Origin of the sequence: Bacteroides sp. 2_2_4 (assembly GCF_000157055.1) — a bacterium.
GTDB classification, from domain to species: Bacteria; Bacteroidota; Bacteroidia; order Bacteroidales; family Bacteroidaceae; genus Bacteroides; species Bacteroides ovatus.
In genome coordinates, this window is sequence record NZ_EQ973361.1 from 183,224 (window position 1) to 203,321 (window position 20,098).

14 protein-coding genes and 2 riboswitches are annotated in these 20,098 nt (G+C 42.5%); of the genes, 1 reads left to right on the forward strand and 13 read right to left on the reverse strand.

Annotated elements, in window-relative coordinates; translation table 11 throughout:
* The first annotated feature begins 5 nt into the window (after positions 1 to 5).
* Positions 6 to 2,744, forward strand: coding sequence for a GH92 family glycosyl hydrolase (locus BSCG_RS11955; RefSeq protein ID WP_008776271.1), 2,739 nt, complete (start codon positions 6 to 8; stop codon positions 2,742 to 2,744).
* Between the two features lie 109 nt (positions 2,745 to 2,853).
* Here the strand turns inward: BSCG_RS11955 and BSCG_RS11950 are convergent, their stop codons facing one another.
* The 13 genes from BSCG_RS11950 to cobT form a co-directional block, all read right to left on the reverse strand.
* Positions 2,854 to 3,432, reverse strand: a complete 579-nt coding sequence (locus BSCG_RS11950) for a Crp/Fnr family transcriptional regulator (protein WP_008776272.1) — start codon at positions 3,430 to 3,432, stop codon at positions 2,854 to 2,856.
* A 13-nt stretch (positions 3,433 to 3,445) separates the two neighbouring features.
* Entirely contained in the window at positions 3,446 to 4,801 is a 1,356-nt protein-coding gene (locus tag BSCG_RS11945; protein WP_004312385.1) for an MATE family efflux transporter, read from the reverse strand.
* A gap of 128 nt (positions 4,802 to 4,929) precedes the next feature.
* Positions 4,930 to 6,642, reverse strand: a complete 1,713-nt coding sequence (locus BSCG_RS11940) for a PKD-like domain-containing protein (RefSeq protein ID WP_004312386.1) — start codon at positions 6,640 to 6,642, stop codon at positions 4,930 to 4,932.
* Positions 6,642 to 8,261 (reverse strand): PL29 family lyase N-terminal domain-containing protein, encoded by a 1,620-nt coding sequence (locus BSCG_RS11935; RefSeq protein ID WP_004312387.1) that lies wholly within the window; start codon positions 8,259 to 8,261, stop codon positions 6,642 to 6,644. The genes BSCG_RS11940 and BSCG_RS11935 overlap by 1 nt, the downstream gene beginning before the upstream one ends.
* Before the next feature lie 34 nt (positions 8,262 to 8,295).
* Entirely contained in the window at positions 8,296 to 9,453 is a 1,158-nt protein-coding gene (locus BSCG_RS11930) for a DUF5074 domain-containing protein (RefSeq protein WP_004312388.1), read from the reverse strand.
* Complete coding sequence (locus tag BSCG_RS11925; protein ID WP_022199253.1) at positions 9,450 to 11,513, reverse strand: TonB-dependent receptor; 2,064 nt, start codon at positions 11,511 to 11,513, stop codon at positions 9,450 to 9,452. Before BSCG_RS11925 ends, BSCG_RS11930 begins: the two co-directional genes overlap by 4 nt.
* 136 nt (positions 11,514 to 11,649) lie before the next feature.
* Positions 11,650 to 11,868: riboswitch (cobalamin riboswitch) on the reverse strand.
* A 131-nt stretch (positions 11,869 to 11,999) separates the two neighbouring features.
* Positions 12,000 to 13,685, reverse strand: a complete 1,686-nt coding sequence (locus BSCG_RS11920) for a putative transporter (RefSeq protein WP_004312390.1) — start codon at positions 13,683 to 13,685, stop codon at positions 12,000 to 12,002.
* 213 nt (positions 13,686 to 13,898) lie between these two features.
* Positions 13,899 to 14,110: riboswitch (cobalamin riboswitch) on the reverse strand.
* Between the two features lie 78 nt (positions 14,111 to 14,188).
* The gene (locus BSCG_RS11915; RefSeq protein WP_004299412.1) at positions 14,189 to 14,944 is read right to left on the reverse strand and encodes an ABC transporter ATP-binding protein; all 756 of its coding nucleotides are present in this window, start codon (positions 14,942 to 14,944) and stop codon (positions 14,189 to 14,191) included.
* The gene (locus BSCG_RS11910; protein ID WP_004321883.1) at positions 14,941 to 15,957 is read right to left on the reverse strand and encodes a FecCD family ABC transporter permease; all 1,017 of its coding nucleotides are present in this window, start codon (positions 15,955 to 15,957) and stop codon (positions 14,941 to 14,943) included. The genes BSCG_RS11915 and BSCG_RS11910 overlap by 4 nt, the downstream gene beginning before the upstream one ends.
* Entirely contained in the window at positions 15,954 to 17,087 is a 1,134-nt protein-coding gene (locus BSCG_RS11905; RefSeq protein ID WP_008776274.1) for an ABC transporter substrate-binding protein, read from the reverse strand. Before BSCG_RS11905 ends, BSCG_RS11910 begins: the two co-directional genes overlap by 4 nt.
* A 681-nt stretch (positions 17,088 to 17,768) precedes the next feature.
* A complete protein-coding gene (gene cobC / locus BSCG_RS11900; RefSeq protein ID WP_004312393.1) occupies positions 17,769 to 18,302 on the reverse strand; it encodes an alpha-ribazole phosphatase in 534 nt (177 codons plus the stop codon).
* Between the two features lie 8 nt (positions 18,303 to 18,310).
* On the reverse strand, positions 18,311 to 19,057 hold the full coding sequence (locus BSCG_RS11895) for an adenosylcobinamide-GDP ribazoletransferase (RefSeq protein WP_004321880.1): 747 nt from the start codon (positions 19,055 to 19,057) through the stop codon (positions 18,311 to 18,313).
* Position 19,058: 1 nt separating this feature from the next.
* Positions 19,059 to 20,096: a nicotinate-nucleotide--dimethylbenzimidazole phosphoribosyltransferase gene (cobT, locus tag BSCG_RS11890; RefSeq protein ID WP_008776275.1), complete on the reverse strand. Its 1,038-nt coding sequence runs from the start codon at positions 20,094 to 20,096 to the stop codon at positions 19,059 to 19,061.
* Positions 20,097 to 20,098: the final 2 nt, after the last annotated feature.

Sequence of the window (20,098 nt, forward strand, 5' to 3'; positions counted from 1 at the left end):
TAATGATGAATCAAAACATAATAAAAGGATTGCTAGTAGCTGCTATATGGTGCAGCAATATTCTTGTACTTCAGGCAGCACAAGATAATATAGCCCCACGGGCGCATGTCACGGTATCTAATGTGTTGAATGAGAATTATGCTGCCGACAACCTGGTTGACGGTAAAATAATGTATGATGATAAGGGCGAGTGGGCTTGCAAGGGAAGTGTTACATCGTGGGGAGTCATGTATACCCCGTGGGCACAGTTGGAATGGGATGAAGAAGTGTGTGTGGATCGAGTGGTGCTGTATGACCGGGTATCTCTTGCTGAACACCTTGCCGGTGGAACTCTTCATTTCAGTGATGGATCTCAGCTTAGTGTAACAGCTATTCCCAATGATGGAAGCCCGAAAAGTATCTCTTTCCCTAAGAAAAAGGTGAAATGGATTCGTTTTGAGGCAACAGATGGGAATGGAAAGAATTTGGGGTTGTCTGAAATCGAAGTTTTTGCCGCACATGGTAATCAAACTGACTATGTAGAGTGGGTTGACCCTTATATTGAAACTACCCGGGGACGGTGGTTTTTCTGTACTCCGGGCGGACGTCCCTTTGGTATGGTGGCTGCTCATGCTTTCACCCGCAATAAAAATCAGGGAGGTGGCGGATATAATTATAATTTTCCGGATATCTTAGGATTCTCTCAAATAAATGAATGGATGATTTCCGGTCCGAACATTATGCCGGTTGTAGGGGAAATAAATCCTACTGAAGGTATGGCAGGATGGAAATCACCTTTTAAACATGAAAGTGAAATAATTCAGCCAGGCTATCATCGTCTGTATTTGGACCGGTATAAGACTTGGGTGGAGTATACGGCAACAGAGCGGGCTACATTCTACCGTTTGAATTATACCGAAAATGTAAATGCCAAATTATTGGTGGATGTAGGTAGTGTTTTAGGGAATTGCTCTATGGATAAAGCTACCTTACTGCGTGTCAGCAATACACGTGTTGTAGGAGAATTTTTCACGACAGAACGCTTTTGGGGTGGTCCTGACAGCATAAAAATAAGCTTTGTACTAGATTGTAACCGTCCCATAAAAAGCATTGACGGATGGAATGAGAAAGGTGTCTTGCCCGATGTTGAGGCTATTGCGGGGAATGCTGCCGGTATGGTTTTGAACTTTGGACAATTGAATGCTGAAGAGTTGCTTTTTAAAATGGCATTCTCATATACAAGCGTAGACAATGCAATAGCCAATATGGATGCGGAACTGAACCATTGGGATTTTGACAAGGTATGTAAAGAAACCCGTTCTGTCTGGAATGAGGCTTTAGGACGTATAGCTGTTGAAGGTGGTACGGATGCTCAACGCATCAAATTCTACACTGACCTTTGGCATGTATTGCTAGGGCGACATAAAATAAATGATGTGAATGGCTATTATCCGGATTATGCCGGAAATAAATACGTCAATAAACGTACGTCTGAACCTATGAAGGTACGTCGTCTTCCACTTACGGCGGATGGAAAACCTAAGTTTAATATGTATGGCTTTGACGGGCTTTGGTTGACACACTGGAATTTAAACGTATTATGGGGTCTGGCATGGCCCGAAGTCATGGATGATTTATCTGCTTGTTTAGTTCAGTATGCTGATAATGGTAAGCTGTTGCCTCGTGGGGCATGTTCGGGTGGATATTCATTTATTATGAGCGGTTGTCCGGCTACCAGCTTGCTGGTAAGTACATATATGAAAGGAATTATGAAAAAAGCCGATCCTTTGCATACATTTGATGTCATAAAACGTAATCATATGCCTGGCGGAATGATGAGCTATGAGAGTGCTGATGATTTAAAGTTTTATATCAGTCATGGTTATTGTCCGGACAATGCAAGTAAAACTCTGGAATGGGCATTTCAAGATTGGGGAGCAAGCCGGATGGCTGCAAGGTTGGGAAAACACTCGGATGCACGTATGTTTGAAAAACGCTCACGAGCATGGACTCCTTTATTCAATGCGGAACTGGGCTTGGTATTTCCGAAAAAGAGAAATGGTGAATGGCTGCATCAGGATGCATTGAGTGGAAACGGTTGGGTGGAAGCGAATTCCTGGCAGGCCACATGGTCTTTGTCTCATGAACTGCCTAAGCTGGTAAAGATGATGGGAGGAGCAGATAAGTTTTGCGAGAAATTAAATTTCGCATTTGAGCAGGCAAGAGATTTAGATTTTGTTTATGCTTACAGTGGAGGATACGTAAGTTATGCTAATCAGCCCGGATGTTCTAATGCACACATCTTTGCTTATGGTGGAAAACCTTGGTTGACACAATATTGGGTACGTCAGGTAAAAGAACGTGCGTATGGAGGAATTACTCCAGATAAAGGGTACGGTGGTCATGATGAAGATGAAGGTCAAATGGGAGGGGTCAGTGCATTGATGGCACTTGGACTATTTAGTGTAACAGGTACGGAATCTGATACTCCATACTACGATATTACTTCACCTATTTTTGATAAGATCACAATCAAACTGAATGGGGATTATTATGAAGGAAGTACATTTACTATAACTACCCACAATAATTCTGCTGAAAATTGTTATATCCAACGTGCGCAATTGAACGGTATGGAATGGAATTATGCACAATTTAATCATGCAGACTTTACGAAAGGAGGAAAGCTTGAGCTATGGTTAGGCAATGAACCCAATAAATCGTGGGGAAAACTTAAATATTTGGCTCCGGACTCAGATTTATAATTGAAATAAAACAGTTGTTATTTCTCTATTAAGTGATTGGAATAATGCCGAGTAGTGGTTCTGTTATAACTAATCATGTTGACAGAACCACTTCTTTTAGAGGCGTCTATTAAAGAGAAGAAGATGCTATCTTCGCCCGAATCCTACTTAGCGACTGCGGAGTTATCCACAAGTAAGACGCAATATGTTTTAAAGGTACATATTGCAATAATTCCGGAGTCTCTTTGATAAGGTTGAGATAGCGTTCTTTAGCCCGTGGGCTTCCCGAGCTGATAAGCCAGTTCTCCTGTTGAAGAAACTGATGATCCATGAGGCGGAGCCCCAAATTAGCGAGTCCGATGGATGAGGCGAATAGCTGATTCAGAGCTGTTCGGGAAATACAATAGGCCACACTGTCACACATGACCTCAATATTTATTAATGAGTAGGCATTATCTACATAGCCCCAGACGGAGAAAGCAGCTTCTCCGTCTGAAGCAAACCAGATGGTAGTATCCACTCCGTCTTTATGATAATAGGCTCGCAATATTCCTGTCTTGATAAAATAAAGATTACAGTTCTTTGTCCCCTCGCGTACTATTAAATCTCTCTTTTTGAAATGTACCTCTTCCATACAGTTCAGTAGAGACTGTACATCGGTTTCTGATACCTTGTATCTATCGCAAAGTTTTTCAATGAATGTTCTCATATTGCAAAGATACTTATCGTCGGCAGACAATGAAACGATCTTTCAAATAAATTCCGAAAATATAGAAAGTGGTTAATAACTCTGCCAATGGTACGGCTAGCCAGATACCCGGTATACCCAATACCGGAGGGAGCGCAAAGAATCCGATCAACATAAATACGACTCCCCGGAGAAGAGTGATAATTGTTGCCCGCTGACCTCTTTCGACACTCTGATAATAACCAATGCCAATCATGTTGACGGCAAAGAAAATGAATCCTACTTCGAAATAAGGAAGCCCGTTTACTGCTATATCAAATGCAGCGTAGCTGCGGTCAATGAATAACGAAACAATGTCCTGACAGCATAGTGCGGTAAGAATGAAAAAGCTGATACCGCAGATTAAAGCGGTCCGAATGGCGAGATGCAGTGTCTTTCGTACACGCTCGGGTTGTCCGGCTCCGAAGTTATAGCTGATAATCGGCTGTGCGGATTGTGCAATGGCATTATAGACCATGAAGATGATAGGGAAGAAGTAACAGGCAATACTGAATGCTGCCACTCCGTCTTCACCGAGATGGCGGATGAAAACGTAGTTCCCCAGAAACATCATACAGGCAATGGAGGCTTCACTGATAAAAGCAGAACTTCCCAGTTTAATCATATAACCGATGTTGCGAAGAGTCAGTAACAGACTTTTGATACTTAACTTTATCCGGCATAGATGGAGGGTACGAGAGAAACGGAGTAAGTAAATCAGTGTCATCAACCCTCCCACGACAGTTCCCAGACTGGTGGCAAAAGCAGCTCCCATTATTCCCCAACCAAGTTCGAAGATGAATATATAATCCAGTATGATATTGAGTATGGCTGCAACCGCATTACACATCATGGCATAGGTGGGTGAACCGTCCAGACGGATGCAGAACATACCTATATTTAAGACTTCGTAGAATACGAGAAAAGGAATGTACCATGCCATATATTCTACAGCTAACGGCAACAATCGGTCCGAACTACCTAATAATCTGGCTAATGGCTCTATAAAATAAAGGCACAGAGCAGACAGGATAAGTATGAGCAATGTGGAAAAAGCAATTGCCTGAGTGATATTAATACTTGCTACTTTGCGTTTTCCCTGAGATAAATGAATGGAAGCCACCACCGAAGCTCCCACTCCGAACATCAGTCCGATACCCGCTGCGATCATAAAAAGCGGTGCAGTGATATTTACTGCCGCCAGCGCGTCACTGCCAATTCCTTTTCCTACAAATATCCCGTCCGTAATAACGAACAGAGCCGAGAATACCATCCCAAGTACCGTAGGAATTAGTAACTTACGGAACAACGTGGAGATGTTCATACTGCCGAAATCAATACTATCTTTCATAACTTTCTACCTTTGTCGTTGAAAATGGCGACAAAGGTAGGGTTATGGGAGGAGATAAAAATTACCAAATGGTAATTTTTATCTCTATATTTAATAGGGAAAAGAATCTCTTATGTATATTCTATCAATTATTTGAGCATGTTGAAATCCTTTATTCCAAAAACTTCAGTGGATATTTCACCCAACCAACCGCTTTTACTATTAACACCCACTTGTACTTTGATAAAATCAACGTACTTCAGGTTTGCATCCTTACCGTCGAAAGTTACAGCATGGGATATCTTGAAATGATTGTCAGACGGTCCGGCATTATAGTTGTCATCATCTGTCAGACGATCAATGGCGCTGAAATTATCAGCATATCCCCATTCATAACTATCATTTACCCAATAAGTACCATTACCGGATTGATCGTAATTACGCTCTTTCAGGCGAGTACCTCGCAAAGTATATTGTTTTTCCTTTACCCAGGCGGGATAATAATAATCTTGCCGGTGAAAAGCACCCAGATAATCAATAGACCCACTTTGACCATGATTGTCTGTCCATGGGGTGGGAAGCTGAATACCAGTTGGTTTATGATAGGTGACGGCATAGTCCTGCCAGGTTTCGGCTTTCCCATATTCGGATCCGCGCAATTCATACCAAGTGTCATTAGGTAACCCATCACCATTTTCGTCCTGCATTACCCATACAATTCCCGGTTCTGACGAACCATCAAAAGCGTTTCCTGTAATAGCAATGTTGTAATCTCCATCATTCACGATACTATGATCGAATCCAACGATGATGTATCCACCGAATCCGCCTAGGGAAACATAAGCCGTCTGATTGATTCGTTCTTCTGCATAGGTGCAGGCTTCTGCCATAGTTGTTGTGTTATGATTCTCATTGATGAATTGACCGGGAGCCGGTAAATATTCATATACTTTGTTCATTGACGCAGAACTTGTGGCGCTAATCTTCCGCTGGTATGTTCCTGCGGGAGGGCAAACATTGACTTTTAATGTTTGCGTAGCGAGTATATATGAGTTCTTCATTTCGACCTTTACCGTGTGTTCTCCCTGCTGCTCGGATGTAAACAGATAAGTATCATTTTCTCCGGATTGCACTTGTTCATTGTCCACGGTCCATGTATAGACTGCATCCAGTGCATTATTCACGTCAACCGGTTTGATACGGATAGTTCTGCCGGCTGACATGTTATATTCCGTTTGCAGGAATGTCCAGTTGAAATCTACTTGATCCGGTGAACAAACTTCTACTTTGAAAGTTACTTCGTCATCGCCATCTTCATTGTGAGTAGCAAAACGAACTTGATATTCGCCAAGCTCGATTGTGGGGAGAGTACAGGTTAATTCGTTCGAAATATCTTCACCGTTTATTTGCCAGGAGTAACTGGTTTCCAGAAAAGAATCTACTATAGGTGTAATGGTTAGTTCAGAGCCTTGAAGCACTTTGAAACCTTTGTCGGCATCCGCAATAGAGATAGTCGGTACATCAAGTTGAAAGACATCGATACGTATCTCCTTTTCTGTTGTCCCTCCGGCATTGGTGGCAGAAATCAGAATGAAATACCTGCCTGCTTCATCGGCTGAAAATGTCAGGGTGGAAGTGGTACAGATACTCTTTCCATCTATTGTCCAGTTAAAGGTCGTTTCCGAATCGGTATTTTCATAAACAGGAGCGATGGTTATCTCCCGACCAATTTTTGTTTTATAGATGGGGGATTCTTCTTTCAAGGTAATGACAGGAGCGGAAAGAAGAGGAGAGTCCTCCTCTTCTTTCACGCATGATATTAATGCTAACAGAACAAATAAAAAAAGTATAATATGTTTCATTAGAATCTCACTGCTACATCATCATAAGCAAAATAGGCAGGTTGGCTGAAACCATATCCGTTATCATTACTTCCAGTGACATTAAAGTCTATTTTGACCACTTTGCCTAATGCGGATAAATCCCATTTTGTCCATTCAAGTATATTACCCTCGGCTCCAACCAAATAAAATTCCGGACGTGTAGCTACTTCTTTTCCATCTTCATCATAACCGATAGCAACCAGTTTCACCCAATCATCTTTGCCTGCGGGTGCGGTCAAACCGTTACCGTTGGCCACACAGTTGGCTAGGTAGGTCGTCATAGTCACATACATATGGTCAACTACACGAGCAACTCCGTCTCCAAAGTAAATATAGGGTAATGGACCGTTGGCATATCCGGAATTGTCTGCATAGCCGTAATGTACGCAGAAGTTTTTGGAACCATTATGTCCTCCAAAACCAGTTTTTGCATCCTGATAATAAACGGCTAGTTGGTGCTGGAAGTCTCCATGAGTAAGATCCATATCCAGATAATTGGAAATTGCGTGTCCGCCACCCCAGTATTGGTAATCACCCCATCCGTTAGGAAGTTCGGAAGCAAGAAAAGTGTTGTTTGCATCACTCCAGTTATAGAGTTGGTTATTCTTAGGATAAAGTAGTGGGCCACCATATTGTTGGCTGTCAATTAATGATGACCAGTTTCTTTCTCCTACCATGTTAGCATCACCTTTATAATCAACATCCTCGAATGTCAAGAAGTGTGCTTCACGCACTGCTCTTAATTGCATTTTTATTACTTTACCGAAAGCTTTGGACGGAGTGACAAGTATTTTAAGTTCACCATCTTTGACATCATCACCTGAAACTGCCGGAGCTGTGATTCTTAAGTCTTTATCATTAAGAACCGCTGTCCATCCTTGCGGAATAGCAATTAATGTTGCGTCGTCTATATTGGCAGTTGTAAGAAGATACGTCCTTGTTTCATTAGACGAGAACAAGGTATAATCCCTATTGGCAATGTCAAATGTATATGTTTCCCCTTTGGGCAATGTGAACGACGTTCCATCTGCAAGAGTAACTAGTACATGATTGTCATTAACTGTAACAGATTTGAAGAAAGAGTCTCCGTCTTGTCCTTCCGCTTTCACAGGTTTTCCGTCTGTTCCGTTAATACGTTTGGCTCCTTCGCCTGTATCAACGGTCCAGTATCCGTCACTGTCAACTCCCATAACTGGAGTTGTACCTGTCACTTTTAACTTGTTAGTTGCATCCGGCAGCCATTCTGTAGTACCGTTGGTAGTAATGGTCCAGTAATATATTCCGTCTTCGTCAGCTTTCACTCCAATCACAGGAGCATCTGTACCATTCTTTCCATTTTTGATAGATACGGTGCTTCCATCACTGAAAGTTAATGTGTAGCCATCAGATGTCTGTTCCGTGTTGGTGATTACTTTCCCTTGATTTAATGCGTCTACCAAACTCTGTAAAGTTGTAATTTCAGAGTTCATTTTCTTGACTGTTGTTTCTAGTGTTTCTACTCGTCCGTCGAGATCATTGACTTTATCCCAGAGATCATCGTCATTGTAGCAACTGCATACTGTAACGACAGTGAGCAGTAAAAATAGAATTTTCTTCATTGCTTTTGTTTTTAATTATTAATAGAATTGTGAATTATTGAATCTCTTTTAGTTTCTTATCTGTAAAGGCAATATGTGCCGGAATGTCCCCCGTGATGACTGACCATTTCTTTTTTCCATCCCGGGAGAAACAGTATAATGTGCCGGGAGTCACATAGTCTTTGGCATCGGTGACGAAGAATTCACCTGTTTCCGGATTGATTGCTATTCCATAAGGTATCTTGATAGATTTTTCCGTACCATCTGTAATAAAATTGCGGGTATCAGTTTTCTTTGTTTTTGTATTATAGATGGCGTAAGAGACTGTCCAACTGTTGGTGTAATAACTCCATTCTGTACTGTATACATACAGTGAATCTCTGCAAATAGCCATTTCTGTATTGGGAAGAAGCGGTAATTCTTCGATTACTTTATCGGTATTGGAATCTATTACAAATGTTTCGGAGTAAGTGTCATAATAATCTCCCCGGGATGAGACATAAATATTTCCGTATTGGTCTAATTCCATTCTATGCAAATTGATTCCCACATCAATGGTTTTGATAACTTTGAATGTGTTCAAGTCGATGACGGATACCGTGCGGTCATAATTAGGTACGCGATACCCGCCGGAGTTGGCTACATAGAGTTTGTTGCCCACAATCACCATTTCTTCCGGCTGGTAGCCGACCACACAGGTATCTTTGACAGTCAGTGTGGTAGTGTCAACACGTGCTACATACCCCAGTCTGGCGTTGGGATCTATTTTGACAGGGCCTGCATACGAACTGACGTATGCATATTTATCTTTAAAGACGATATAACGGCAATTAGGTATGGAAATTTGCGTGATGTGTTTTGCTGTTTCTACATTCATCACTTCTACGAAATGAGAACAGTTGATGATGGCATATAACTTATTTCCATAGATTTGGATATCATTTCCCACATCCCCCAATTCTTGTACGACTCCCGGGTTCCGTTCCGCATAGATATTCTTATGATAGATACCGGTTTCGTAATCAAAGTAATCAAGGGTAGCCTTGTTGCTTCCCATATTTCCTTCATTGAGTAGAAAGAAACCTTTGACAGAGGTACCGCTTACTCCGGGAGTAACTTGGTTGGGAGTTGACGGAATAATGCGTTCATCTTCGCGACAAGAAGTCGATAGAAGAACAAAACAGATAATGATGGATAGAACAGATATTCTCATAACATGACGTTTAATTTGATTTTAAAACTTGTACCGGGCATAGGATAGCATTGCACTACTTCATATTGCTGATTGAAGATATTATTAATTTCTGCCGTTACACGTATTCCCGTTTTCCCCCATTGAAAAGTTTTGGATAGGGAAAAATCGTGGGTATACCAGGGCTGTGCGTAGTTCTCCGGGATATTGGCGACTGCTTCATAACGTTCACCTGTATAAATGAAACTATAGTTACAGGACCATGTTTGGTAACTTCCATTGAGGATGATGGAACCTCCATGCCAAGGTATATAAGGAATCTGGCCTCCATACCATTCACTGGTAGGATCGGTAAAATCCTGTGCCTTTTGATAGGTGTAATTGAAGAGAGTGCTAAGTTCCACCTTTCCGAAGCCCCATTCTCCTCGTATGGCTGCGTCTAATCCCCGAATTTCCACATGTCCGAGATTAATCATAGTCCAACGGAACTGGTTGGAGGTAGGCATGGCAATGATTTTATCATCTACTTCATTATAGTAACCATCTATTTGTAAGTCCAGGCTTTTCAGCCAATGGTTATTCCAGGTGTGAGAGAAAGTGATACCCACATCGTATTGGGTGGTATATTCTGGTTTTAAGTCCTTATTGCCTATAAAAGTATAATACAAATCATTGAGAGTTGGCATGCGAAAGACTTTCTTATAAAAGGCCCGTACATTCAGAGGGAGCTTGGTCAATGGTTGCCAGGTGGCTATGACAGACGGAGTGTATTTGTTTTTGGTGCCTGCATTGGCTCCTTTGGTACGTGTATTGTCATCGACATGAGTATATAACAGGCTCGCCTGCAACATGAGGCGGTTGAAGTCAAAGGACGTGGCAGCAGAAGTCAGGATTGTATTACGGGTTGGATAGACAAAATCTATGAGATCGGCCCGTAATGCATTCCATTGAAAATCGTTGGATAATGACATTCTCCACCAGGGATAGATGGTGAATAAATGGGCGGCCGAAGCATAGATTTCTTGCTGTCGGTAGTGATTGTCTACGTACATGGTGGTGACATCCAGTCTGGGATCGGATAAATAGTGGAGATAGTCATAAGCATATTTTCCGTTGGCTAGCAGACTGTACCAAGGCTTAAAATAGTTTTGAAAAGAGCCTTGCACAAACAGATTGGTATCCCACTGCCGGTCCTGATGGCGAAACTTACCCGGTTCTTCTCTTACCGCAGCTCCGGGGTATCCCCGTTCCGAATTGTATAGGTATGCTTTGGCTTTCCATTCTCCTTTGGGGACTTTTCCGAAGAATGCATTCTCCAAACGTAACATTCTTACGTCTCCATTTTGACGAACAGCTGTTGTGTCGTAACCATCTTTCTTGGCGTATGTGAATTTATATCGTCCTGATGTATACATATACTCCGTACTGATGGAACTGCTTATTCGTTCGTTGAAACGATGTTCCCAAAGTAGTGACGGATTGATGGTAGAGAATGAACCGCCTTTCACCCCGATGTTCAGATTGTTTTTCTTTTCCCCTTTGAATAGGGGTTTTCGTGTCTGCATATATATGGCACTTGCGGAACTATAATCTTTGGCAGGTTGGAAGATGGCACTTTTTTGACCATTATATAGTGAAATGACTTCCATATTATCTAATGAAAAACGGCCTAGATCGACGACTCCATTTTGCGCATTTCCTAATTCAATACCATCGTAAAATACTCCGACATGATGACTGCCCATACTTCGTATATTGACGGTTTTTAGTCCTCCAATACCTCCGTAATCTTTTATCTGTACTCCGGAAAAGTAGCGCAAAGCATCAGCAACGGAGTAAACATTGAGCTTCTCAAGTTCTTTGCCGGACAGAATCTGTACAGGAGACATCTTTTTTTGCATCCGGTTGCTGTAGATAGTAACTTCTTTGAGTTTGAGAAGTGTATCAGACAGAGAAGTCTGATGCCGAACCCTGGACTGGGAAATGGCCGGTAATGTGGTAAATAGAGATAGAATCAAACATAATATCCACCGTAAATGGATATAATGCTTATTGTATGAATGGACTTGAATAGAAAGCATGTCTTTTATTTTATAGGTATAAAAAATCCGTTTGTTCAGATCTGAATTCAATCTACACAAACGGACATATAGCTATTATACCAAATAAAAGATAATTGCTTATTTTCTATTTGACTACTACCCGAAATCCCGCAGGTGTAAATCAGAGCATCAAGGCAGGTCTTCTGACTCATCCCATTTTGCAACGCCTTCCCAGATAAACTATCCAGTGACTTTTGTGTTGCAATTTTGCTCTTTGATTACAAGGAGCGGAGATTTACAGCAGCAGGTACTGTTGCCGGTTTACACGGCATTCCCTTTTCATTCCTTTACAACGCAAAAGTTGTTCAAGGAAACCTTAACGGCACAAAGTTAGAAAGTTTTTATTAATTAGTTTGTTTTATTCTAAAAAAATATCCCATTGACCAATAACAAATATTCCGGCATCTGATCCTATTCTCTCCATTTGTTAGTAATCAATTGGATGGAAAAGGATATATTAATATGTTATCCCAACGACAGAATCAATATTTGTGCCGTCAATACTCGCAGAAACATGGTGAGCGGATACACCGTAGCGTAGCCGACGGCAGGCGCATCACAGGAGGTCAGGTCATTGGAGTAAGCCAATGCCGGCGGATTGGTGGTAGAACCAGCCAGAACTCCGATAAGCGTGAAATAATTCAGCTTGCAATAATACCGTCCTATCAATCCCGTAATCAGAAGTGGCAGGATGGTTATGATTACTCCGTAGCCTACCCATATATATCCTCCGCCATGAATGACTGTGTCTACAAAGCCTTCGCCTGCTCCTAAACCTACGCAAGCGAGGAAGATGGAAATACCGATTTCACGAAGCATCAGGTTGGCACTCATGGTGGTATAAGTAATCAGCTTGTATTTCGGACCGAAACGGCTAATCAGGATAGAAACGATGAGCGGACCGCCTGCCAATCCTAGTTTCACAGGTTGCGGAATTCCGGGAAATGCGAAAGGAAGACTTCCCAGAATACATCCTAAAGCGATACCTATAAAGATAGGAATCAGGTTCGGATGATTTAAGCGTTTCATGGAGTTGCCAAGTACTTTCTCTGCATGGGCAACAGCCAGTTCGGAACCTACAATGGTGACACGGTCTCCCATTTGTAACTGTAATTGTGGAGAGGCTACCAAGTCTACTCCCGAACGATTGACGCGGGTGATGTTTGCTCCGAAGTTATTTCTGATTTTGAGTTGTGAAAGCGTTTTCCCGTTCAATTCCGGTTTAGTAATCAGGATACGGCGTGAAATGAGCTCTTTGTTCAGTTGTTCCCATTCCATTTTGATTTCCTTTCCGAAGAATATAGTGATTGCTTCCACGTCAATCGGGGTAGAGATCACTAATATGATATCCCCTACATGTAGAATTGTTTCGGAATTGACCAATTCGGTTTCTCCACCCTCGCGGTGTTTGATGCGGGAAATGACAAACTTACGGTTCAGTAACGGGCGGAGTTCTTTAATCCTGATGCCATCTACCGATTCGTTTCTCACTTCAATGGAGATAGGGCGTACGGTAAGTTCCTGGAGATGTCCCAGACCGACTTCTGCTTCTTTTTCTTCTTGAGCAGTATTGATGCGAAGGAGATATTTCAAAGCAAGCAGGGAAAGGATGATACCTACTACACCCAGCGGATAGCTGACAGCATATCCTAAAGCAATTTCGGGAGCATCTATGCCATTCAAATCACTGTTGGCCTGTTGTGCGGCTCCCAGTCCCGGAGTATTGGTGACGGCTCCGGACAAAATACCTACCATTGTGGTAATCGGAGTTCCGGTGGTGAAGTGCAGGATAATAGTAATGGTTACTCCTAATACTACTACGAGCATAGCTAGCATATTCAGGGTAAAGCCCCCCTTTTTGAATGCTGAAAAAAAGCCGGGTCCTACCTGCAAACCAATTGAGTAAACAAACAGAATCAATCCGAATTCTTTTAGAAAGTGGAGCAGGTGTTCGTCCAGATTCATGTTGAAATGGCCGAATACGATTCCGACAAAGAGTATCCAGGTAACTCCCAGAGATACTCCCCGCACTTTGATTTTTGCAAGGATGATTCCAAACGCTATGGTTAGTGACAGAATCAGTACGGAGTGTGCCACTCCGCCGCCCCAAAGATTGGGGTAACCTTCAAATAAATTTCTTAGAACTTCCATTGTGATTATTATATGATGATATTTAGTTTAGCTAAAAGTAACCCCGGAGAAATCACTTCTGCGGGGATACGCACACATTGAGCATGACGGTCTAATGCCGTCCTTTTGATATTTTAGCTAGAGAGAATTTATCCTCCTTCAATCATTTCCGATGTCATGACTACTCGATTCTTTTTTTACAGTCTGCCGTTTTCCTATCCCACGAGTAAAAACAACTATAAAGGTATGAATGGCAGGTCTTCTGACTGACTCCCTTCCTGATGCCTTCCCGACCTTGACTATCGATACCTGGTCAGTGGTAAAAGTAAATATCAAGAAGTTGAATGGAGTTTCACAGCAGCGGGACTGTCCGGGATTTACACCCGATTCCCTTTTAATTCAGATAGTTGATATGGCTATCTGAAACCAATTCGGGGCAAAGATAGCGAATTTATATAGGAACCCAAATGAATGCTACCTATTTATTTTATACACAGTCTGATTCTTGTCGGATATCTGTTTGTTTATTTGATGCGTACTCTCATCTCCTGCACATCAAACGTGACGGATTCATTTCGGAAAAGTCTTTCTATATGTCCGCTGGCCACCATTTCCGGAGTAGGCAGCGTGTACATCTGCGGATTATCTATGAGCATGATGGAGTCGCAAAGCGATAAGGCGATGTCGAGGTCATGAGTGGAGAATAAGACACATTTTTTTTCTTCCTGTGCCAGTTTCTTTAAAAGCAAACAGAGCTCGTAGCGGTTAGGTAAGTCCAGGAAGGCGGTCGGTTCATCAAGCAGGATGACGGGAGTATCCTGTGCAAGAGCACGGGCAATCATAATTCGCTGACATTCGCCATCGGACATTTTATCCATTGTCTTTTCTGCATAACCGGACATACCGACTAGCTGCATAGCGTCATCCACCCGCTTTTGGTCTTCCGGTTGCAGTTGGCCGATCCAGTTGGTATAGGGAGCACGCCCTAAAGCTACTACATCTTTACAGCGGAGATTAGCGATACGTACTTTATCGGTGGTGACAAAGCTTATATTCCGGGCTAATTTTTCCGGTTTCAATGATGCTATGTTTTTTCCTTGCAGAGTAATCTCTCCTGATTGAGGCTTTTCCAGCCCCATCATAGCACGGAGCAGGGTGCTCTTTCCCGTTCCGTTACGTCCTAACAGGGCAACGAGTTGTCCGCCTGTGATTCGGGCATTTACCGTTTCCAACAGCGTGCGCTGTCCATATCCTAATGTCAGTTCTTTAAGTTCTATCATTTGAATCTACGCAAGTTTTTAGCAATTACCCATAAAATAACCGGAACACCTAGCAAGGCGGTGATGCAGTTAACCGGAAGTAGGAACTTCTTGGCGATGATGTCGCAGAGAAGCATGCTGATAAGCCCTGTCAGCATGGTGCCGGGGACCAGTATCCGGTGGTCGGCATTGTTGAATAGCAGTCGTGTGACATGCGGTACTGCCAGGCCGATAAATCCTACCGGACCACAGAAAGCGGTGACCGTTCCTGTCAGCAGTGCGGTAGAAACGAAGATGAACGTGCGTGAACGTTTAATGTTCATTCCCATCGTTCGTGCATAATTCTCACCGAGCAGTAACAGGTTCAGCGATTTGATACAGGCTACGGAAATTAGTAAACCGATACATAACATCGGTATCATAATTCCCAGTTGGGTGACTGTGATGTGGCTAAGAGATCCCATTGACCAGAGTGTGAACATTTTCAGTTGTTCGGCAGAACTTAGGTATTGGAGTATCTGAATGATAGCGCCTGCTACGTAGCCTATCATAACTCCCATAATCAGCACACCGAGAATGTTTTTTACTTTCCGGCTGATAATGGCTACTCCCAATAAGATTATGGCAGTTCCTATCCAGCCCGAACCTACGATACCCAGCGACTGAAGAATTGGAAACTCCGCCCATCCAAGTAATGGAGCACCTAGTATGAACAGAGCTACGCCCAGTCCTGCACCGGAACTTACTCCCAGCAGGTAAGGATCTGCCAACGGATTCTGGAATACTGTTTGCATCTGTAAACCGCTAACGGAGAGTGCTATTCCTATCAAAGCCGCTACCACTACCCGTATGAAACGGATAGAAAGGAGAATATTCCGTGTCATTTCGTCACATTCGCCTCCGGTGAGTACAGCCCATACCTTGGTGATAGGAATATATGTATCTCCCGTTGCCATGTCTATCAGTAATAACAGTATGGTAACTATACCCAGTGTAATGAATAAAAAGGGAGTACGTTTATCAGGCTGTTTCATTCCAGGTGTCTGTAATAGTAAAGTGAATCGGATACGAGTTCGGGGTGAAAGATATGAATCAGGTCACGCAATACGACGTCGGGACGTACCACTGCAGATTCCCAGTAGTCATTACCTCCTGTCGGTGTTGTTCGTAAATTGTTGTTGTAAACAGTTTTTTCGCGTACAGCTTTGGCGTCTACAAATTTAGGATTGACCGTCTTTAGTTCATCCAACGTAGAAGCCATGCCTACATTAATCCAGTAGTCGGCTTTTTGTATCAGTTTGTAAGCCGTTTCCAGTCCGATGGGAGTGGAACTGTTAGAAGTGTTTTCTTTGTAGATGTAATCCGCACCTGCATCAGTTACCAATTGTGCCATGTAACTTTGTGTGGAAGGCATCACCCAACTGTCGTTCCACGGGGTATTGAGCATAACGGTAGGACGTTGCTCTACCGATTCGGTGAGTGCTTTCAAAACTTGATAACGTTTAGGGATTTCACGGAATATTTCGATGCCTTTTTCCCTGCTGTCTGTTAATTCGGCAAGAGCTACCAGCCATTCGGCTTTACCAAGCGGTGATTCCTCCAAATATTCTCCTACATACATATAAGGTATATACAGTTCTTTCAGTTTGTCTGTTACGGCAGTTTGCGCATCTCCGATACCGTATAACAGGACAACATCCGGTTTCAGTCCCAATAATAACTCATAATTCATTTCGGGGCCCATGTCTTTGATAGAATTTTTATGTGCGAGAATATATGGATTGGATACATAGTCGATGCCCGATACTCCGACAATTTTGTCCACTTGACCTAGAGCGTCGAACATGGCGATGTAGGAAGAAGCCATACATACGATACGTTTCGCTCCGGCAGGGATGGTAGGTCCGTTGAATCCGGCAGGTGCCTGTTCACCGTTGCGGGAAATGAAATAAGACATTTTTACGTCCTTGGCTCCCTGCCATGGATTGGAAACCTGAATAAGTGTGCTGGCGGCCTTGTCCGCACCCAGAATCTTGAATCCGGTTGCGTATTCAGGTGTATAGACATCCTGTTTGAAAGCCTCGAGAGAAGTCTTCTTGTTGGATATACAACTAGCCAGGAAGAGAAGACATAGCCATGTGAGGATTGAAATAGGAGATTTCATCTTTATTCGTGTATCTTTTAAATGAATAAATAATTTTCGGTGTCTGAAGATTGACATTGCGGGGCAAAGATAAGTATCTTTGGAGATATTCTTTCTTTTTTTATTGCATTTTCTCCGAAATCATTCCTATTTATGTATCCTCCCCTTAGGCAGGCAGAATGGATTAAGTTTATCGGTCTGCTGATTACTTCAGAGAATTTCTGCACCTTAAAGATTCAGAAAAAGTTTGGAGATGCTTTTTACCCTCGCACTCTCACCCATTGACTCAAACCGCTTATTCATCATAGTTACAGGTGTGAGGGTAAGAGTGAGAGTAGGGTGAGGGTAAACAGTTACTCTCACCCTGTCTCGTCTTGATTTGGTTGATAGGTTAAACCTGAAGTTTATAAGGATATAGTAAATCCATCGAAAGTATGTAGTTATTTGCAGAATCTATGCAGATAATGGCTTGTTCATATAGGTAAACACTTAGTTTCAAGTAGCGAAACATTTTGTTTCTCGGTGTGAAACACTTCGTTTCATTACTTGAAACATTTCGTTTCTCGGTGCGAAACACTTTGTCCCAAGTAATGAAATAAAGTGGAACTGCCGTCAACCGAAAATTCTCCAGTAAGTAATTATTAAACAGGGTGTGAGGGTAAAGACATCGCAAACTTATTAGAGATATCTACACCTGTTTGTTTACGGGCACTCTTGATATAGAAAAACTCCTCCGTAGGCAGGTACTGCCTGAAATGCTTCTTCCTGGTGAATCAACTTTGCATAAATCTGTGCGCAAATCAATACGCCGCCATGAGCAAATACTACTATATTTTCAGCCTCCTTTTGTTTGATTTCGTCTAAAAATGCGGCTACTCGTCTATATTGGTCGGCAAACGATTCTCCATTGGTTGCTTTTACATTCATGTAGTCGTCATACCAGCATTGGAGATTCGGGTCTTTGATTTTATTAAAATACTGCATTTCCCAATCTCCGAAATTAAGTTCCAGTATTCTTGGGTCACGGATGGTATCTCCGAATCCGCAATACTGTGCCAGACGGGTGCATCTGGATAGAGGACTGGTGTAAGCCATATCAAAGTGAATGGATTCGATTTTAGCTTTGGTTACGGCTGCTTCTATCTCAAATGTAGGACGTAAAGGAACGTCTGACTGACCGTAACAAAGACCTTTAGGAACGTCGACAGAGGTATGTCTGATTAGATAAATATTCATAGGTTTACTTATTTTATATAGATAGACATCACTGCTCCCAGCCAGAAACTCATTTCGCTTAAGAGAAATAATGCACCGCAACAATCTCCGGTATATCCGTTCAGACGTCGTTTCATCATCCGGCAGATAAAGAAGAATACCAGAATGGGAAATATACATACGGGCCAGTAGCTTGGAGGAAGTAATAGGAGAGGTAGTATTCCACCCATCGCAGACATTACGATCTCTCCAAAACTCATTCTTGTATATACTGTTCCGGATTTGCTATCTTCTTCTTTCCGTGCATAGGGCAGGTAATTGATGATATTGGAAGAAATGAATTTACTCCAGGTATCTCCGCTTAGTAATAAGAAAGGAGTAACTGCTAAGGGAAGTGCGACCAGTAGATTGTAAGCAAATAAATAATAGATGATTAATCCCAAAACTCCATAGCTTCCGATATGGGAATCTTTCATGATGCGTAATGTGCTTTCTCTGTTCGTCCCACCTCCGAATCCATCGAAGAAATCGGCCAATCCATCCTCATGCAATGCTCCTGTGATAAGTAAACGTGAAGTCAGTGCCAGGATTACGGCTACTCCGTGAGGTAGAATAGTACTGGCTCCCCAGAAAATCAATGCCATCATTCCCCCGGTCAGCCAGCCACTGAAACTCCAATAATTGACAACGTGTTTGAAACACTCCTGCGGAACTTCTTTTATTTTCCAGAAAGGCAATCGTGTAAAGAATATGAGGGCGGCAAGTATCTGGTTCATTTTAGAAATATTTAGTGATGGAAGCATGAGCAAATGAATCCATTTCATTCAGCATTTTCACAGCGGAATCCACAATGGGATAGGCACAAACGGAACCGCTTCCTTCTCCAAGTCTTAATCCGAGATTGAGTAGGGGACGTGCTCCGAGATAATCCAATAATAGCTTATGTCCGCTCTCGTCTCCCTGATGACCGAATATGGCGTAGCTCATCACTTCCGGATAAAGGCGTGAAGCGGCAAGAATACAATTGGTCATTATAAATCCATCAATTAAAATAACCATTCCCAGTTCTGCAGCTTTGAGCATTGCTCCTACGGCCATTACCATTTCGTAACCTCCGAAACGGCAGAGGATTTCTTCTGCGGAATGCTCTCCCGGATATTGTTCGAGAGATCTTTTCAGAACTTCGTATTTGTGGTTTATTCCCTGGTGATTGAGTCCGCTTCCTGCACCTACACATTGATCTAATGGGATTCCGGTGAAGCAAGTCATCCATAGAGAAGAGGACGAAGTATTTCCGATTCCCATTTCACCGAAGCTAATGATATTGCAGCCTTCCTGGTGAGAAGTGTCTACACATTGGGCACCATGCTCCAGGCAAAGTTCCATCTCTTCAGGTGTCATGGCTGCTTCATGAAGGAAATTGCGTGTTCCTCTTCCGACTTTCATGTTAATGATACCTTTTTCATAAGGTAAATCATAATCGACTCCTGCGTCTACAATTTTAAGAGTGAAACCGTGCTGTCGGCACAGGAAATTGATCCCTGCTCCCCCATGAAGAAAGTTGCTGATTTGTTGCCAGGTTACTTCTTTAGGAGATGGGCTGACTTTTTCTTCTACGATGCCATGATCCGCGGCAAAGATTATATTTTGAGGATGAGTTAATCGTGGAGAAAGGGATTGTTGGATCAGTCCGATTTGCAAAGCGATTTCTTCCAGTCTTCCAAGCGATCCTTTAGGCTTGGTCAGATTATTGATTTTGTCAATCAGAGCTTCTTTGATAGCTTCATCCGGCTTTTGAATATGAAACGTTTTCATGT

Bases quoted from the DNA above. Each gene is read 5' to 3' on its own strand.
- BSCG_RS11950 (WP_008776272.1), bottom strand. From the start codon at position 3,432: ATGAGAACATTCATTGAAAAACTTTGCGATAGATACAAGGTATCAGAA.
- BSCG_RS11930 (WP_004312388.1), bottom strand. From the start codon at position 9,453: ATGAGAATATCTGTTCTATCCATCATTATCTGTTTTGTTCTTCTATCG.
- BSCG_RS11925 (WP_022199253.1), bottom strand. From the start codon at position 11,513: ATGCTTTCTATTCAAGTCCATTCATACAATAAGCATTATATCCATTTA.
- cobT (WP_008776275.1), bottom strand. From the start codon at position 20,096: ATGAAAACGTTTCATATTCAAAAGCCGGATGAAGCTATCAAAGAAGCT.
- BSCG_RS11920 (WP_004312390.1), bottom strand. From the start codon at position 13,685: ATGGAAGTTCTAAGAAATTTATTTGAAGGTTACCCCAATCTTTGGGGC.
- BSCG_RS11955 (WP_008776271.1), top strand. From the start codon at position 6: ATGAATCAAAACATAATAAAAGGATTGCTAGTAGCTGCTATATGGTGC.
- BSCG_RS11905 (WP_008776274.1), bottom strand. From the start codon at position 17,087: ATGAAATCTCCTATTTCAATCCTCACATGGCTATGTCTTCTCTTCCTG.
- BSCG_RS11940 (WP_004312386.1), bottom strand. From the start codon at position 6,642: ATGAAACATATTATACTTTTTTTATTTGTTCTGTTAGCATTAATATCA.
- cobC (WP_004312393.1), bottom strand. From the start codon at position 18,302: ATGAATATTTATCTAATCAGACATACCTCTGTCGACGTTCCTAAAGGT.
- BSCG_RS11915 (WP_004299412.1), bottom strand. From the start codon at position 14,944: ATGATAGAACTTAAAGAACTGACATTAGGATATGGACAGCGCACGCTG.
- BSCG_RS11935 (WP_004312387.1), bottom strand. From the start codon at position 8,261: ATGAAGAAAATTCTATTTTTACTGCTCACTGTCGTTACAGTATGCAGT.
- BSCG_RS11910 (WP_004321883.1), bottom strand. From the start codon at position 15,957: ATGAAACAGCCTGATAAACGTACTCCCTTTTTATTCATTACACTGGGT.
- BSCG_RS11945 (WP_004312385.1), bottom strand. From the start codon at position 4,801: ATGAAAGATAGTATTGATTTCGGCAGTATGAACATCTCCACGTTGTTC.
- BSCG_RS11895 (WP_004321880.1), bottom strand. From the start codon at position 19,057: ATGAACCAGATACTTGCCGCCCTCATATTCTTTACACGATTGCCTTTC.